Genomic DNA, 17,649 nt, shown 5'->3' with positions numbered 1-17,649 from the left:
AGACAACATATAGGTTGCTTTTGCGCAGTTTTTTTATTCAGAACAATCAAAAAACATGAAAAAATTAATCTTAGTATGTATCGTGCTTTTTAGCACTGCTGCATCGGCACAGAGCATTAACCTTCGAGGAACTATAAAAGACTCCATAGGGTCGCCTTTAAGTTTGGCGAACGTTATTGCAACAGTGAAAGAGAGTGGTGAGATAGAATCGTATGCCATCACAAATGATGATGGACGCTATCAATTAGATCTTCCAAAGGGACAATCCTATCTTTTAAAAGCTAGTTTTTTAGGGTATGAAAATGCCGAGAAAGAATTAAATGTAGCAGACGATGCAGAGAATATGACCTACGATTTTGTGTTACAGCAAAAAGTGTCAAGCCTAGATGATGTGGAGTTGGTATACGAAATGCCTGTTACTGTAAAAGGAGATACCATTATTTATAATGCAGATTCTTTTACAAATGGTGAGGAACGTAAGCTAGGAGATGTCATGAAAAAATTACCTGGTGTTGAGGTTAACGACGATGGTGAAATACAAATTGAAGGAAAAACAGTCAACAAAGTCATGGTCGAGGGAAAAGACTTCTTTGATGGAGATTCTAAACTCGCTACCAAAAATATTCCCGCAGATGCTGTAGATAAAGTTGAGGTGTTACGTAATTATAACGAGGTAGACCAAATGCGAGGTTTGGGGAACGATCGTGATAATGTTGCTATCAATATCAAGCTCAAAGAAGGAAAAAAGAATTTCTGGTTTGGAGAAGTAACGGCTGGTGCAGGCGTTGCCACTGGAGAAGAAAGCCAAGACGACGGACGCTATCTAGTGCATCCTAAATTGTTTTATTACAGCCCGAAATATAGTATCAATATCATCACCGATTTCAATAACATCGGGGAAGTGCCATTTACCTTTAGAGACTACTTTAATTTTACTGGAGGTTTCAGGAACTTTAATAGTGGTGGAGGAACAAACTTCAGTATTCGTGATAGCGAATTAGGGTTTACAACCACCCAAAACAATAGGGCCAATGCCATAGAAGCCAAATTCGTTGCAGGAAATTTCAGCTATGCTTTTAATAAAAAATTAGACCTCACTGGTTTTGCTATTTTATCTGATAACAAAACCAACATCGTGAACAATACCTTACGAACTTTTACATTAAACCAGCAAGTAGAAAATACAAATGCGGTAAGTGATACAAGAAATCAACTCGCCATGGGGAAGTTGAGTGCGGTATACAAACCCAACACAAATTTTCAAATTGATTATGACGCTTTGATAAAAACCTCAAAACAAACCGAAGATTCAAACACGCTTTCTGTGGTACAAGATTTTGAGAACGATATTGTCGAGCAATTAGAAAACAAACCCTTTTCGATAAATCAAAATGTAAATGCCTACTACACGTTAAACGATAAAAATATTTTTGCGGGGCAAGCGCAGTATTTATATCAAGATGAAGATCCTTTTTACCAAGCTGCACAGGATGTGGTTCCTTTTAGAGGAGTGTTTACAGAGTTCGAAGATAATGGAGATGATGTGCCACCCACAGAAAATTTTACACCATTACTCTTTAGTGATCGATACAACATCAATCAAAGTAAAAATGTTGTGAGTAACAAGTTGGATGCAAAAATAGATTACTACTATGTACTTAATAATGTGAGTAACATTAATGTAACGCTAGGGACTACCTACAGTAAGCAGCAATTTGATTCTGGGATATTTCAAATATTAGATAATGGAGATCAAAATACATTTACGGGAGCAGATTTTAATAATGATGTGAGCTATAGTTTTACTGATGCTTTTTTAGGTTTGCATTATAAATTAAAAACTGGAAAGTTTATTTTAACGCCTGGGGTGACGCTACATAACTACGGACTCAAAAATGAGCAGTTAGGCTCAGAGGTTTCGCAAAATGATTGGCGTGTATTACCCGATGTAAATGCGGTTTGGGAAATTAAAAAGAGTCAGAATCTTCGATTTAACTATAGTATTTCTGCCAATTATAGGGATGTAAATAACTATGCACGTGGTTACGTGTTTAACAATTACAACAACTTATTTCGTGGAAATAGGAACTTAGAAAACTCACTAGCGCATACCTACAACTTGACCTATTTTAGTTTTAATATGTTTAACTACACCAATATCGGCGGAAATATTAACTACACGAGAAGCATAGATGCCATTAAACAAACCGTCGGTGGAGAAGGAATTAACCAAGTGGGTTCTCCTGTAAACTTTGACAGTAATTTTCCTGATGAATCTCTGTCAGTATTTGGACGTTTTAGCAAGCGCGTGAAGAAGTTCCAGTTTAGGTTAAATGCTAATGTGTTTTGGAGTAATACCTTTAATACGTTTGGTGAGGAGATTCAAGAAAGTACAAGCTTTACACAAAACTATAGAGCGAGCGTACAAACCAATTTTAGAGATTGGCCTAATTTTGAAGTAGGCTATCGCTATGTATTAAACGATTATGAAAACGGACAAGGAGTACAAAAGTTCACCACCAGCAGACCTTATGCAAATGTTGATGTCACTTTCTTAAAAGATTTTCAGCTAAGTGCCGAGTGGGATTTTTACGATTACTCAAACGATGCAAATACCATAGAAAATCGCTATTCGTTCTTTAATGCAGACCTGTACTATCAAAAAGGAGAAAGTCCTTGGGAGTTTTCTATAAAAGCGACCAACATCCTCAATACCGAAGCGATTAATAATGATAGTTTTAATGACCGATTTAATAGCACCACAGAGTATTTGGTGCTACCAAGAATTGTCATGTTTGTAGTGAAATATGATATTTAATGAGCCAATTAGGTTGTATTAAAAAGCCTCGTTATTATTTAATAACGAGGCTTTTTGTATTCTAAAATTTCCGAAGAAAACCCTAACCTAAGAACGGGTATTTGTAATCTGTTGGAGATACAAAGGTTTCTTTTACCATTCTAGGAGAACACCAGCGGTATAGGTTTAACTTGCTTCCCGCTTTGTCGTTTGTTCCACTCGCACGAGCACCACCAAATGGTTGTTGTCCAACAACAGCACCTGTAGGCTTGTCGTTAATGTAGAAGTTACCCGCTGCATTTTCTAGGATCTTCACACCTACTTCTAAAGCATAACGGTCTTCACTAAATACAGCTCCTGTTAAGGCGTACTCACTTGTTTGGTCTACTAAATGTAATGTTTCTTCCCAAGCATCATCTTCAAATACATATACCGTTACTACAGGACCAAATAATTCTGTACACATGGTGGTGTATTTTGGATCATTGGTTTTAATTACCGTAGGTTCGATAAAGTATCCTTTGCTCTTGTCATATCCTCCACCTGCAATAATCTCAGCGTTATCGTCTTTTTTGGCTTGGTCAATAAAACCTGCGAGTTTATCAAAAGAACCTTCATGAATCACGGCAGTAATAAAATTGCTCATGTCTTCTGGAGATCCCATGGTAAAGGTGTCCATTTGTGCTTTAAGATGCTTCTCGGTAGCAGCCCAAATACTTTTTGACACATACACGCGACTAGCGGCACTACATTTTTGTCCTTGAAACTCAAAGGCTCCTCTAGAAATAGCGGTTGCTACTTGTGCTGGGTTTGATGATTTGTGTGCTACAATAAAATCTTTACCACCTGTTTCCCCAACAATACGTGGGTAGGTTTTGTAGTTGTGAATGTTTAATCCAATTTTTTTCCAAAGCTCTTTAAAGATAAAGGTAGAACCCGTAAAGTGTAAACCACTAAAATCTGGGCTGTCCATTACCGTATCGGTAATCATAACAGGATCTCCCATCACCATTTGGATCACTCCTGGAGGAACTCCTGCTTCTTTAAATACATCCAATACTATCTTAGCTGAATATACTTGGCTGTCACTTGGTTTCCACACCACAACATTCCCCATCATGGCTGCGCTGGCAGGAAGATTGGCTGCAATGGCAGTAAAGTTAAAAGGTGTAATAGCATATACAAACCCTTCTAATGGGCGGTATTCTAAACGATTCCATACATCACTGGTAGAAGCAGGTTGTTCTGCATACATTTCTGTCATGTATTGTACATTAAAACGCAAGAAATCTATCAACTCACAAGAAGCATCAATTTCTGCTTGGTGAATGGTTTTAGACTGCGCCAACATCGTAGCAGCGTTTATTTTTGCACGGTAGGGTCCAGCGATTAATTCGGCTGCGCGAAGAAAAATACCTGCACGTTGTTCCCATGGCATTTGAGACCACATTTTACGAGCTTCTAAAGCAGTAGCAATAGCTTCTTCAATATGCTTTTTCTCTGCTTTGTGGTAGGTTCCTAAAATATGTTTGTGATCGTGTGGAGGTGACATTGTAGCCGTATCTCCTGTAGCGATATCTTTTCCGTTAATATATAAAGGCACATCAATCGTGCTATTGTACATATCCTTATATGTTTTTGCAACAGCTGCGCGCTCTGGAGATCCAGGAGCATATCCTTTTACAGGCTCATTAACAGCAACTGGAACTTTGTAAAATCCTTTTCCCATGGTGAGTTTATTTGTGCATTTGCAAGAGCAAAATGCAATTGGTTACATACTAAAATTCGAACTGCGAAGGTACAAAAAATCTGTTTCAGAATATAGGTGTTGCATCTGTTGCTTTTATAGGAAACTTTATTCCTCAAATCACATTAGTAAATAGAAAAAAGAGAGAGTAAAAGAGTACAATGATGTCTGGTTGAGCGCACGCGTGTCGCTGAAGCTTTAGCGTAAATACAGTCGAAACCTACTTTAAATTAATTAGATGAGTTCTAGTTTCGAAACTTTGGGATCTCCTGTATGCAGAAAAAATAGGTACAGATAAAAATTCTTTATTCAATAAATAGTAATAAGTGTCTAACACAATGAATTGTTTTTAATATTTCCGAAGAGATGCGTATTTTTAAAAAGAATTGTTTTTTGCAGCAGTTTGCTTGCGTATTTTTGAAACCAATTAATGCATCTTTGCGTAAGTTTCTTGAAAGAACAAAGACAACTTCTTTATGTGTACAGTTACTTTTTTACCAAATGGCTTGACGGGTTTTACGCTTACCTCAAATAGAGATGAAGCGCCAAATCGTGAGACGCTGCACCGCAGCAGTATACTGTTAATCAAACTACATTGCTGTTTCCTAAAGATGTGGAAGCAGGAGGAACTTGGATTGGTATGAGTGAACGCAAACGATTGGTGTGTTTGCTAAATGGTGGTTTCGTGGCACATGAACGAGAAGCGAGCTACAGGATGAGTCGCGGTATTGTTGTGACACAGTTGCTTACGAGTTCTAATGCCCTTGAGGCCATACAAGGTTTTGATTTTAAAGGGATAGAGCCTTTTACGATTATTTTAGTAGACTGGAATACAACGCTTTCGCTACATGAGTTGGTGTGGGATGGGGAAGAAGTACACCTAACAGAAAAACCCTGGGCGCCACATATTTGGTCATCTTCTTTATTGTATGCTCCAGAAGTGAAACAAGAAAGAGAAACCTGGTTTTCTGAATTTTTATTTAAAAATTTGAGGCCTTCTAGGGCTGAAATTTTAGACTTCCATACGCATGCAGGTACTGGTAATACAGCAACAAATTTGATTATGGACCGAGGCTTTGTGAAAACGAAGAGTATCTCGCAGGTACATGTTGAAGATGCAAAAGCGACCATGCGGTATCAGGATTTAGAACATCAACAAACAACGAGCATAGCACTTTGAAGTACACAGGAAAAATAATAGCATTGGCGTTTCCTGATACTTTTGTAAAGGGAAGTACAGAGTTAATCTGTAAGTTATTGCCGTATGTAGGTCTTGGTACCAAGCATTATATAAAAGCAGGGCATGCTGCATTATTGCTGGTTGAAAATGAGACAGGTGCGATTCGATATTTCGATTTTGGACGCTATGTCACGCCACCCGGTCATGGAAGAGTGCGCAGTGCAGAAACCGATGCCGAATTAGCACTGCCTTTTAAAGCTGCTTTTGATGAAAAAGGCACCATGCTAAATGTGGAAGAAATATTATTATGGTTAGATGCCAATCCGCAACGTACCCATGGGAGTGGTAGATTGTTAGCTTCTGTCTGTGATCAAATTGATTTTGAAAAAGCAGAAAGGTATATTTTAGCATTGCAACAACGAGGAAATATTCCTTATGGCGTTTTTGAAAAGGAAGGAAGCAATTGTTCTAGATTGGTAGCCGAAGCTTTGTTGGCTGCTACAGATGCTACCCGTATTATCAAAAGATTAAAATTCAATAAACTATTTACACCCAGTACCGTGGGTAATGTAGAAATTGCAGCTACAGATGGTGTTGTGTATCAAGTGTTGGATGGGGCTATACAACCTTTTAAAGGTTCTGCTTTTAAAGAAAATTTGACAAATTACTTCGATAAGAAAAACATTCCTGTGTTAGGCCCCAAAAACAAGGTGTCTATATCTGAGGATTTACACGCCTTAGAGGGTATCGGTAGTGCTGCCTACTTTAAAATGTTGCCAAGTAATCTGCCTAAAGGGCATTACAGAATTCAGCGATATAACGAACAGCTAGAAATTGATTTTGATGGTGTCTATGTGTGTGAAACCTTTGATGCAAGCATAGCCTATACATTTACCTACGATTCGCATTGTAAATACTGTCACGTACTACAAAATGATGAGAAATTGAAAATGGATTGTGTTGGAGAATTTTCAATGTTTAGTTCATCGAAAAAGGTGCACTCAGCTTAAAGTTTGGGATTTTAACTCTAAACTTTTTAGTAGAACTAAAGTTAATCATTTCGTAATAGCCGCTCATAGATCCAAAAGGGCTTAATAATAAACAACCACTACTATACGTATGCGAACTTCCTGGATCGATTACCGGTTTTTTGCCTACCACGCCTTCTCCAAATACCATGTCTATATCGTTTAAAGCGTCTTTAATTTTCCAGTGACGTGATTTTAATTGTACCACATCTTTACTTTGGTTCTCTATACGGATGATATAAGAAAATGCATATTGCTGTTTCCCGTTAGACACGAAAGAATTCTCAAAACGAGTTTTGATTGATACCTTTATTCCCTGCGTAACCTGTTGAACCATATTAATATGTCGCTGCTGTTGCTAAAAAGAACAAACTGGCTGCTGCAGTTGCACTTATTACAAAAACGAAATTTAAAAATACAAATTTTATAATTGTTTTCAAACGAGACTGTTTGTAAAAGTTTCTTAAAGCTTTATAAAAGTAGAACGGACCTAAAATTCCAAATAAAATTCCTACAAAAACATCTGTATCAAATAGCATATCTGGAATTGCTATCAATAATAATACTAAGAAGATAAAACTAAAAATATGAAATATGAGTACGAGGTGCTCCATGTATTTTTGAGGACGTCTTATATAAATAAGTGAGAAAAACAAGGCAAAAATAGGGGCGAAGAAAAATAAGAAAAAAGGAATTTTGTTGAACAAAAATTGGAAGAAAGTAACTGGGTCTTTTTCAATTTTTTCAATAGATTTATTTTTGTTATACAACCAGACATTGGTGTTGGTTTCAGGTAATTGCAAACTGTCTAATGCTCTTGAAGCAGATTGAATTTTTGTCTCTTTATAGAAATCTTGAAATAAATTAAATTTTTCAAAAAAGCCTTGCACATTACCTCGTTTTTCTAACAACTTAGTTCTTGCGATGTAATCGAATTCTTTTACGGTATCTCCTTGTATTATTTTAATGTTTTTCTCTTTTTTTTGTTTTTCTCTACGACGAATAGAATCTTCTTTTCGTAAGATTTCTGCGAATTTTTTTGTGGTTGGATTTGCTTGCAGCGCTTCAATAGCTTTATCTACTTCCTCTTCATCAGTTTCAAAATAAAATTTCCCTTTTTGATTGTTGATGGTAACCTCGTTGTCATCCATATTTATATTAAAAGGATTACCAGCTTGTGGGCTAAAAAACCCAATAATACTGTACAATAAAAAGTAAATAATAGAGACACTTAAGAAAAACCGAAACGGGTTGCTATACTTTAAACGTTGTCCGTTGATGTAATTTCTAGTAATGGTGCCAGGCTTAAAGAGTAAATCTTTTACGGTAAAACGAAGTCTAGAATCGTAACTTACTAAACTACTTAGAAACTCCAAAAAGAAGTCTTTTAAAGAAAGTGGTTTTGTGCTGTTTAGTTGAGAACAATACGGGCAATATCTGTCTGTGACATCAAGAGGTTGTGTGCAGTTTAGGCACTTAGTACCTCGATATTTAAAGTGTCTACGACTGTTTTCGGAAACATTATCCTGTTGCTGTTTTACTTCCTCTTTTGCAGGAGAAATTTCAAGAGATTGATTTTCAGCCACATTTGCTGTTTCTATCTCTTGTGCAGGGTCTATGTGCTCCTCAGGTGTTTCGCTCATAGGGTAAATGTAGCAAAGATTTTTTAGTTTCTGCTATGCTTTTAATGCAAACAAAGCTTCATGTTCGGCCACAAAAGTTTCAATGGTTTTAAAGAACGTAATAATATCTTCGTCACTATTTCCGCTATTAATGGTTACTAAGCGCACAAATTCTGTTCCTCTAAAGGTTCCAAAACCTACCATAGCTGTTGCGTGCTGGTATAGTAAGGTACAAAGTTCTTGGGCAGGAATACCTTTGTAGTTAAAACAGATAGAAATGGAATCGTCAAAACTGTATAAGGTATAGTCTGGATTGCTTTTAATGTAATTCCTTGCAACCTCTCCTAGATGAAATTGCTGGTCTACTATTTTTTCTAGTCCTTTTGTTCCAACAGATTTCCATAATGTCCAAAATTTTAACGCATCATTTCTTCTCCCACATTGAATCGATGTTTTTCCTAGGTTGTAATCATCTCCATCTGTTTGGTAAAGATACGCAGCGTCATTACTAAAGCTATCGTACAAGTATTTTTTGTGTTTGGTTAAAATGATAGAACAGGTAAGAGGTGTTCCCATCATTTTATGAGCATTATAGCTAAATGAATCTGTAAGTTCTAGACCTTTTACAAGGTGTTTGTATTTGTGGCTAAAAATCACACTTCCACAATAGGCACCATCTACATGAAGCCATAGGTTGTGTTCTTTGCAAATTTTTGAAAGAGGTTCAATGGCATCAAAAGCTCCTAGTACTGTAGTTCCCGCAGTAGCATTTACAAAAAAGGGTTCAAAGCCTGCGGCAATATCTTCGGAAATTTTAGTCGCCAAATCTGTTGCGTCTATTTGACCATATTCATTGGTGGCTACATAGCGCACTTGTTCGCGTCCTATGCCTATAAATGCAGCATTTTTAGGGGTTGAGTAGTGAGATTCTATAGAGGTGTAAGCTGTCATTTTTTTTAAGACCCCTTCATTTTTGATGTTGGCATTATGGGCATCACGAGCCATGAGAATGGCCATGAAATTACTCATAGAACCGCCTGGTGCAAAGGTGCCATCAGCCTCTTTTGGGTATCCTATAAGGTCACAAGATTTGCGTAAAATTTCTTTTTCGATTCCTACTTGTGGGCCAGCAACTTTGTAAGTGTACATGCTATTATTAAGGAGTACAGCAAGTAAATCGCCTAAAGTTGCTTTTGGGTTTCTACCTCCAAATAATTGATTAAAAAATAAACGTGTCGCTGTGCGTGGTGTATTCAAGACCAGTTTTTCAATGGCCTCTTCAAAGTCAGCTTCGTTTGCAGGTTGCTCTTCAAGTGCAAGGGGAAGTACATCAAAAAGTTGTGTTGCAGGAATGGGTTCAGCGATGGGCTGGTCCTTTTCGGCTTGTAATAATTTTTCGGCGAGTTTTTGAAATAATTCCAGGTCTTTTTGCATCTCGTGAGCTTGATTTTTTGGCAAAGATACATTAAATAGCACTAGGCTTCGGTGTCTAATATTTCAGAAATAAAAAAGCGTAACGTAATTTATTGTCTAGGAATAGATGGTATGTTCTTTCTTATCACGGCACAGCAGTCTATCATCTATTAGAGAGCAAAGTGAACGGTCTATGAGCATAGCGGTCTATCTTCTAATTTCTATCTTCTAACTAGTTATTAGTAATATTGGTAGAACTAGCGTAGCCTTCTCCTAACAATCTGTCAAATCTTGATCCGGGTGCTCTGTAATACACAAGAACTGTATATTGGTTTTCTGTTTCCCAGAAATTACCACTAATAGGTCCTTGCTCGACACTTCCGTCACGATTAACCATTACGTATTTGTAATTGTAAAATCCTTGTTTGAAAAGACGTGCGTTTTGGTAGGTGTCTGTCTTCTCGTTGTAACGCATGTAGGTGGTCTCATCAATGGTCCAGTTGTTAAAATTTCCGTAGATGTGAATCTCCTTATCATTTAAAGCGCCATAATGCTGGAGGTTAAAATGCATGATGACATATTCTGCCTCGATATCTTGGTTTTGTGTGGCGTACAAGTTTCTTACTTGGAAATTTCCGTTGATGTCTGGGTTGTAGGTATAGGGCCTGGTGCTTCTGTCAATGTTGGTGTATAAATAATTTTCATACAAATCATTTAGTTGTACACTTCGAATTCCGTTGGTGGCAGAACGAATGTCTTTATTGTCGAAAAATAAAAACTCATTGCCTCCCCAAAAAGCAGCTTCTTGATCGTATCTATAGATAAGTTCGCTACCAATAGTGTATTGCGGTTTTAAATTGGTGATGGCAGTTTTTAAATTACTGTTTTGTAAGACCAAGGTTTTTACATTTTGCTTAGGGTTTATAAGCAGAAGGTTAGGGGAGTCTACGGTAAAGTTGACCACCTGTTGTTCTTCAATATGTTTGATTTTACGAGCTCTTTTTATTTCTACAGCCACACTTAAGGTGCGTTCAAGAACCATAAATTTTCTTGAGAAGACAATGTTGCCGTCATCATCAAAAACACTAAGCAGGTAGTTGCCACTTTTTTGAATGGCGCGGGTTTCTCTGTTTGGGATACTAACCGTATAGTGAGAATAGATTTGTAAGGTAGTGAAACTGTTTTCGTAGGTTTCTATGCGAACATCGTCAAATCCATCGAGGTACTCACCTTTAGACAAATCACTTGGGGTCCAATCGAAATTAAAATGTTCGATGGTGTAGTAATAATCAGATTCGTCACCTATTATGTCATCAAATGAGAGTTGTAGTCGTTGTCCTAGTTCTATGATAGGAAGACGACTTTGAGAGGAGCTTCCTTTAAATTGTATGGTTCTAATGTATTCTGGTTCAGGGGTTTCTTCTACTTGTGAGAAGCTTGCAGAAATGTTACATAAAAATAATAATAGGGATAAAGCGAGTGCGCGCATGGTATGTGTTTAATGTATTATAAATATAAACAAATTTTATGCCTTAAAATTGTCTAACATTTCCGAAGAACATATTGCTAATAAAATTATGCTAATTAATTGGAATGTTGCTCTTTTAATTCTTAAATTTGCAATCCTTAAAAAGCTGTAAGAATTCTACAAGCATTTTAGGAAAATAAAAGACAATTTTAACACGACTATCCTATGTCCAAAGACATTAAGATTAAAAAAGGTCTTACCATTCGCCTAAAAGGTGAAGCGGATAAAACACTTTCTAACGCACCGCGTTCTCGCACATTTGCTATTCGTCCTTCAGATTTTCATCTATTTACACCAAAGTTGGTGAAGAAAGAGGGTGAAAAAATTCAAGCTGGAGAAACGTTATTTTACAGCAAACAAAACGAAGCAATTACTTTTTCATCTCCTGTAAGTGGAACGCTTACAAGCATTGAAAGAGGTGCCAAACGTGTGATCACTAAATTAACTATTGAAGGTGATCAACAAGATACATTTAAAGATCATGGAGTAAAATCTCCTGAGAGCCTTTCTGGCGAAGAGATCAAAAAACACTTACTAGCTTCAGGTTGCTGGCCATTTGTAAAACAACGTCCGTATGACGTAATTGCAAATCCAGACAAAGCCCCTAAAGCTATTTTTGTTTCTGGTTTAAGTACGGGTCCGCTTGCTGCAGATCTTGACTTTACTCTTCAAGGAAAAGAGAAGGAAGTACAAGCTGCTTTTACCGCTTTAAGTAAGTTAACGGAAGGCGATGTACACCTTACGATAGGTAAAAATGGGTCTTCTCCTCTAGCGGGAATGAATAATGTAGTGATGCACAAAGCAAACGCATTGCACCCAGCTGGAAATGTAGGAACTCAAATAAACAAACTAGACCCAATCAATAAAGGAGAAACTGTTTGGACAGTAGCTGCACAAGATTTGGTGATTATTGGTGAGTTATTTTTAACAGGAAAATACAATGCTGAGCGTGTAATTGCGTTGGCAGGATCTTCTGTAAAAGCTCCAAAATATTACAAAACAAGAATTGGTAGTGAAGTTGCTACCATGATTTATGATTCTGGATTAAACGAAGAAAACGTTCGTGTTATTAGTGGAAGTGTTTTAAGTGGAGATACCATTTCTCCAAAACAACACTTAGGATTTTACCATGATGCGATTACAGTAATACCAGAAGGTGACGATTACGAATTCTTTGGTTGGAATAAACCAGTTTTCAATAAAATATCTCCTTCAAGAGCCTTGACGTTTTCTTGGATGCAACCCAAAAAAGAGTATGCGCTAAACACCAATACCAATGGTGAGCATCGTGCTTTTGTGGTGACAGGAAATTACGAAGAAGTATTTCCTCTAGATATCTATCCATTACAAATCTTAAAGGCCTGTATGGTGAAAGATTTGGATGCAATGGAAGCCTTAGGAATGTATGAAGTAGCACCAGAAGATTTTGCATTGACAGAATTTATTTGTGTGTCTAAACAACCACACCAAGAGATCATTAGAGAAGGATTAGACTTAATGTATAAAGAAATTGGATAAGCGATGGGTTTAAAACAAAGTTTACATAACACAAAAATGAAGTACAAGGGTACGAAGATGGCACCTGCGTTTAACGTAATCCATACCTTCTTGTACTTGCCAAATGAGACCACACACAATGGTACTCACATCAAAGCGGCAGACGATTTGAAACGTACCATGAACATGGTAATCCTATCTTTGGTGCCTTGTTTGTTATTCGGAATCTTTAATGCTGGATATCAATACCATTTGCAAACAGGTGACGTCACAAAAGCCTTGAGCTTTTTTAGTACAGAATTCTGGAATTTTGCAAACTTCGGTGTAGGAGCATGGAAAGTATTACCACTAGTGATTGTTTCTTACGGAGTAGGACTTCTAGTAGAATTTATTTTTGCTGTCATTAAAGGACACGAAGTAGAAGAAGGATACCTAGTAACAGGAATGTTAGTGCCATTAATTGTACCTGTAGATATTCCACTATGGATGTTAGCAGTTGCAGTTGTCTTTGGTGTTGTTATTGGAAAAGAAGTATTTGGAGGAACTGGAATGAATATCTTAAATCCAGCCCTTACTATTAGAGCTTTCTTATTCTTTGCATATCCAACATGGATGTCTGGAGATAAAGTATGGGTGACAGGAGCAGTAGATACTGTGGGTCAGCCTGATGCTATTTCTGGAGAAACTATTTTAGGTAGTTTGGCACAAAACAATGGTTTTGCAGATTGGAGTTTAGCAGATCAATTTTTAGGATTCATTCCTGGATCTGTTGGGGAAACTTCAAAAGTATTAATCGTTGTAGGAGCATTGATCTTAATCTTAAGTAAAATAGGAAGCTGGAGAATTATATTGAGTACCCTTGTTGGTGCTTTGTCTATGGGACTTATCTTTAACGGTGTTGTAGATGCTGGTTGGATATCAGAAACCTCTAAGTTCTATGGTCTTATGAGTGTAGATTTCTGGCAACACTTATTTATTGGTAGTATTTTATTTGGAGCTGTATACATGGCAACGGATCCGGTAACCGCCTCTCAAACAAACAAAGGGAAATGGATTTACGGGTTCTTGATAGGGTTTATCTCTATTATGATACGTGTCTTCAATCCAGCCTATCCAGAAGGTGTCTTCTTGGCAATTCTATTGATGAATGTATTTGCACCAACCATAGATCACTATGTGTTGGAAGGAAATATCAAGAAAAGAGCTAAACGTTTAAAAGTTAAAACAGCATAACCATGGCAGTGAATACAGATAAAAATAGTTTTACCATCATATTCGCCGTTATTATGGTGTTAGTGGTGGGTACACTTTTAGCAGGATTTGCTAGTGGGTTAAAGCCCATGATCAAAGCAAATGAGAAATTTGAAAAGCAACAAAATATCCTGTATGCAATGGGCATAAGTGATAATGAAGGTGCTGGAGATGTTGCTTTTATTAGCACAGAAAATGTAGAAGCAGAATTCAATAAATACATTACTAAGCAACTCGTTATCGAAGGAACTAAAGTTTCCGAAGACAATGAAGCCTACCTTATTGATATAAAAAAGGAAGGTGCTAAAGCTAAAAAAGCTGGGTATACTAGAAAATTGCCATTGTTTGTAGGTAATAAAGATGGAAAAGAAGTATACATCATGCCAGTAAGAGGAAAAGGACTTTGGGATGCTATTTGGGGCTTTGTAGCTGTAGATAAATCGATGACGGTTCAAGGGGTGTATTTTGACCATAAAGGGGAAACGCCTGGATTAGGAGCAGAGATCAAGCAACGTTACTTTATGGATGACTTTACAGGTGAGAAATTACTAGATGGGGCTACCTATAAAGGTATTAAGGTCGCAAAAGGAAACAATGATCCTAAGAACCTTATTAAAGACGATTATGAAGTAGACGCCTTAGCTGGAGCTACGATAACTGGAGATGGTGTATCTGCTATGTTGAAAAAAGACATCGCTATGTACGTACCTTACTTTCAAACTTTAAACAACTAAGAAGATGGGACTACTTTCAAAAAAAGACAAAGGGTTAATCCTAGATCCATTAGCAGATGACAACCCAATTACTATTCAAGTACTTGGTATTTGTTCTGCCTTAGCCATTACGGCACAGTTAAAGCCATCTATTGTAATGGCAGTATCTGTAATCTTTGTATTAGGAATCGGAAATGTGGTAATTTCTTTAATGCGAAATATTATACCATCGAAGATTCGAATTATTGTACAACTTATCGTTGTAGCAACACTGGTAATTATTGTAGATCAAGTGCTAAAAGCATTTGCATATTCTTTAAGTAAAGAACTATCGGTATTTATTGGATTGATCATTACCAATTGTATTATCATGGGACGTTTTGAAGCATTTGCTTTAGGAAACGGACCTTGGAGATCGTTTTTAGATGGTATAGGAAATGCATTAGGATACGGAGTGATCTTAATTATTGTAGGATTCTTTAGAGAATTACTAGGTTCTGGAACTTTGTTTGGTTTTAAAGTACTTGGAGATTCTGTTGAGAAAACTGGATTGTATGCTATCGGATATGAGAACAATGGTTTTATGGTATTGCCTCCAATGGCACTTATTGTAGTAGGAATCATTATCTGGGTACAACGTAGCCGTAACAAAGCACTAATAGAAGAAAATTAAAATAGACGAATTTGTCACACTGAGCTTGTCGAAGTGTATTCAATACTATATATATGGAACATTTAGAATTATTTTTTAAATCAATCTTTGTAGATAACATGGTATTTGCATATTTCTTAGGAATGTGTTCTTACTTAGCAGTATCTAAAAAGGTAAGTACGGCAGTAGGTCTTGGTGCCGCTGTAATTTTTGTACTTACTGTAACCGTACCTTTAAACTGGTTTTTAGATCAGTATATATTACAACCAGGTGCTTTAGCATGGTTAGATGGTAATCGTGAAACACCAGAATTGAGTGCGTATGCAGACTACGATTTAAGTTTCTTATCTTTTATCTTGTTTATTGCAACCATCGCAACCATGGTACAATTGGTAGAGATTATTGTAGAGAAATTTTCTCCATCATTATACAACTCTTTGGGTATTTTCTTACCACTTATCGCAGTAAACTGTGCTATTCTTGGAGGATCATTATTCATGCAGTCTAGAGAAATAGAAACAGCGGCATTAGCCTTAAACTATGGATTTAGCTCTGGTATAGGATGGTTCTTGGCTATCGTTGCCATTGCAGCCATTAGAGAGAAGATTAGATACAGTAATGTGCCTGCACCTTTAAGAGGGTTAGGAATTACATTTATCATCACAGGTCTTATGGCCATTGGTTTTATGAGCTTTGGTGGAATGCTAACCGGAGGAGATGATGCAGCACCAACACTAGAAGGACAACCAGAAAAAGTAGGCATAGAGCAACCAGCTATTGAAAATGAATTAGAAACGGCACAAGCAGTGGTTTCAGAATTAAAAAACTAAGAGTATGTTTTTAGCAGCAAGTATCACAGGAGTAATCGCAGCAACAGTTATCGCCTTTTTGGTGTTAACATTGTTATTGGTAGCATTGTTACTCTTTACAAAACAAAAATTATCTCCATCGGGACCGGTAAAGATTACCATCAACGGAGAAAAAGAAATTGAAGTAGCTAGTGGTGGAACCTTACTTTCTACCTTAGGTAATAACAAGATTTTCTTGCCCTCTGCTTGTGGTGGAGGTGGAACATGTATTCAGTGTGAGTGCCACGTCCTTGAAGGTGGTGGGGAAGCATTGCCTACAGAAACGCCTCACTTTAGTAGAAAAGAATTAAAAGATGGAGCACGTTTGTCTTGCCAAGTAAAAGTAAAACAAGACATGAATATTACCATTCCAGAAGAGGTGTTTGGTATTAAGAAATGGGATGCCGTTGTTGTTCGTAATTACAACGTAGCTTCTTTTATTAAAGAATTTGTAGTTGAAATCCCTGAGGATATGAACTACAAAGCGGGTGGATATATCCAGATTGAAATTCCTGAATGCGAAGTGAAATTTGCAGATATGGACATTACAGCGCACCCTGAAGAGCATAACGATCCTGAAATGTTTAAGGCAGAATGGGACAAATTTGGTTTGTGGCCATTGGTCATGAAAAATAATGAGATTGTAGAGAGAGCCTATTCTATGGCTTCTTATCCTGCAGAAGGACGTGAGATTATGTTGAACGTTCGTATTGCTACGCCGCCATGGGATCGCGCTAAGAACCAATGGATGGATGTAAATCCTGGTGTGGCTTCATCATACATTTTCGGACTTAAAAAAGGTGACAAGTGTGTGATCTCTGGACCTTACGGTGAGTTCTTTATCAACCCATCTGAAAGCGAAATGTTGTACGTAGGAGGTGGAGCAGGAATGGCACCTATGCGTTCTCACTTATACCACTTATTCCGTACGTTAAAGACGGGAAGAAAAGTAACCTATTGGTATGGTGGACGTTCAAAGAGAGAATTGTTCTACTTAGATCATTTCCAACAACTAGAAAATGATTTTCCAAACTTCAAGTTCTACTTAGCTTTGTCTGAGCCAATGGAAGAAGATAACTGGAAAGTAAAAGACGGTATTGATGGAGAAGGAGATGGTTTTGTAGGCTTTATTCACCAAGTGGTAATTGACAACTATTTAAATCACCATGAATCGCCAGAAGATATAGAATTGTATTTCTGTGGACCACCATTGATGAACCAAGCTGTTCAAAAAATGGGAGAAGATTTTGGTATCCCAGACGAGCATATTCGTTTTGATGACTTTGGAGGATAATTTCTTCTGAAATTTTAAATATGTGAAACCGCTTTCAAGCAATTGAAAGCGGTTTTTTATAGTAAGTTTTAGTGTATTA

At 37.1% G+C, this 17,649-nt stretch carries 14 protein-coding genes; 9 read left to right on the top strand and 5 right to left on the bottom strand.

Going from position 1 to position 17,649, the window contains the following annotated elements:
* The first annotated feature begins 55 nt into the window (after nt 1–55).
* On the top strand, nt 56–2,818 hold the full coding sequence (locus tag ACY2RS_RS09345) for a TonB-dependent receptor (RefSeq protein ID WP_490098379.1): 2,763 nt from the start codon (nt 56–58) through the stop codon (nt 2,816–2,818).
* A gap of 82 nt (nt 2,819–2,900) precedes the next feature.
* Here the strand turns inward: ACY2RS_RS09345 and pruA are convergent, their stop codons facing one another.
* The gene (pruA, locus tag ACY2RS_RS09340; protein ID WP_490098378.1) at nt 2,901–4,526 is read right to left on the bottom strand and encodes an L-glutamate gamma-semialdehyde dehydrogenase; all 1,626 of its coding nucleotides are present in this window, start codon (nt 4,524–4,526) and stop codon (nt 2,901–2,903) included.
* A 631-nt stretch (nt 4,527–5,157) separates the two neighbouring features.
* Here pruA and ACY2RS_RS09335 point away from each other — a divergent pair.
* The gene (locus ACY2RS_RS09335; RefSeq protein ID WP_490098377.1) at nt 5,158–5,724 is read left to right on the top strand and encodes an NRDE family protein; all 567 of its coding nucleotides are present in this window, start codon (nt 5,158–5,160) and stop codon (nt 5,722–5,724) included.
* Nucleotides 5,721–6,734 (top strand): DUF6695 family protein, encoded by a 1,014-nt coding sequence (locus tag ACY2RS_RS09330; RefSeq protein WP_490098376.1) that lies wholly within the window; start codon nt 5,721–5,723, stop codon nt 6,732–6,734. The genes ACY2RS_RS09335 and ACY2RS_RS09330 overlap by 4 nt, the downstream gene beginning before the upstream one ends.
* On the opposite strand, the gene apaG is transcribed toward ACY2RS_RS09330, so the two are convergent.
* The 4 genes from apaG to ACY2RS_RS09310 form a co-directional block, all read right to left on the bottom strand.
* Nucleotides 6,703–7,089, bottom strand: a complete 387-nt coding sequence (apaG, locus tag ACY2RS_RS09325) for a Co2+/Mg2+ efflux protein ApaG (RefSeq protein WP_490098375.1) — start codon at nt 7,087–7,089, stop codon at nt 6,703–6,705. The two genes, ACY2RS_RS09330 and apaG, sit on opposite strands and share 32 nt — an antisense overlap.
* Before the next feature lies 1 nt (nt 7,090).
* Nucleotides 7,091–8,395, bottom strand: a complete 1,305-nt coding sequence (locus tag ACY2RS_RS09320; protein WP_490098374.1) for a DUF3667 domain-containing protein — start codon at nt 8,393–8,395, stop codon at nt 7,091–7,093.
* Nucleotides 8,396–8,428: 33 nt separating this feature from the next.
* A complete protein-coding gene (locus ACY2RS_RS09315; RefSeq protein WP_490098373.1) occupies nt 8,429–9,808 on the bottom strand; it encodes a pyridoxal phosphate-dependent decarboxylase family protein in 1,380 nt (459 codons plus the stop codon).
* A gap of 211 nt (nt 9,809–10,019) precedes the next feature.
* On the bottom strand, nt 10,020–11,276 hold the full coding sequence (locus ACY2RS_RS09310; protein WP_490098372.1) for a type IX secretion system plug protein: 1,257 nt from the start codon (nt 11,274–11,276) through the stop codon (nt 10,020–10,022).
* Between the two features lie 204 nt (nt 11,277–11,480).
* Here ACY2RS_RS09310 and ACY2RS_RS09305 point away from each other — a divergent pair, with 204 nt between their 5' ends.
* Genes ACY2RS_RS09305 through nqrF form a run of 6 tightly spaced genes read left to right on the top strand, consistent with a single transcriptional unit; the run spans nt 11,481 to nt 17,570 of the window.
* Nucleotides 11,481–12,833: a Na(+)-translocating NADH-quinone reductase subunit A gene (locus tag ACY2RS_RS09305; protein ID WP_490098371.1), complete on the top strand. Its 1,353-nt coding sequence runs from the start codon at nt 11,481–11,483 to the stop codon at nt 12,831–12,833.
* Between the two features lie 3 nt (nt 12,834–12,836).
* Complete coding sequence (locus ACY2RS_RS09300) at nt 12,837–14,045, top strand: NADH:ubiquinone reductase (Na(+)-transporting) subunit B (RefSeq protein WP_490098370.1); 1,209 nt, start codon at nt 12,837–12,839, stop codon at nt 14,043–14,045.
* A 2-nt stretch (nt 14,046–14,047) separates the two neighbouring features.
* Nucleotides 14,048–14,797, top strand: a complete 750-nt coding sequence (locus tag ACY2RS_RS09295) for a Na(+)-translocating NADH-quinone reductase subunit C (RefSeq protein WP_490098369.1) — start codon at nt 14,048–14,050, stop codon at nt 14,795–14,797.
* Between the two features lie 4 nt (nt 14,798–14,801).
* A complete protein-coding gene (locus tag ACY2RS_RS09290; protein ID WP_490098368.1) occupies nt 14,802–15,449 on the top strand; it encodes an NADH:ubiquinone reductase (Na(+)-transporting) subunit D in 648 nt (215 codons plus the stop codon).
* A 53-nt stretch (nt 15,450–15,502) separates the two neighbouring features.
* A complete protein-coding gene (gene nqrE, locus ACY2RS_RS09285; RefSeq protein ID WP_490098367.1) occupies nt 15,503–16,258 on the top strand; it encodes an NADH:ubiquinone reductase (Na(+)-transporting) subunit E in 756 nt (251 codons plus the stop codon).
* A gap of 4 nt (nt 16,259–16,262) precedes the next feature.
* The gene (gene nqrF / locus ACY2RS_RS09280) at nt 16,263–17,570 is read left to right on the top strand and encodes an NADH:ubiquinone reductase (Na(+)-transporting) subunit F (RefSeq protein ID WP_490098366.1); all 1,308 of its coding nucleotides are present in this window, start codon (nt 16,263–16,265) and stop codon (nt 17,568–17,570) included.
* Nucleotides 17,571–17,649 lie beyond the last annotated feature (79 nt).

This window comes from Patiriisocius sp. 208BN25-11 (genome assembly GCF_058147145.1).
The sequence above is the reverse complement of the archived record's forward strand: the minus strand, read 5'-3'. Positions and strand labels throughout refer to the sequence as shown.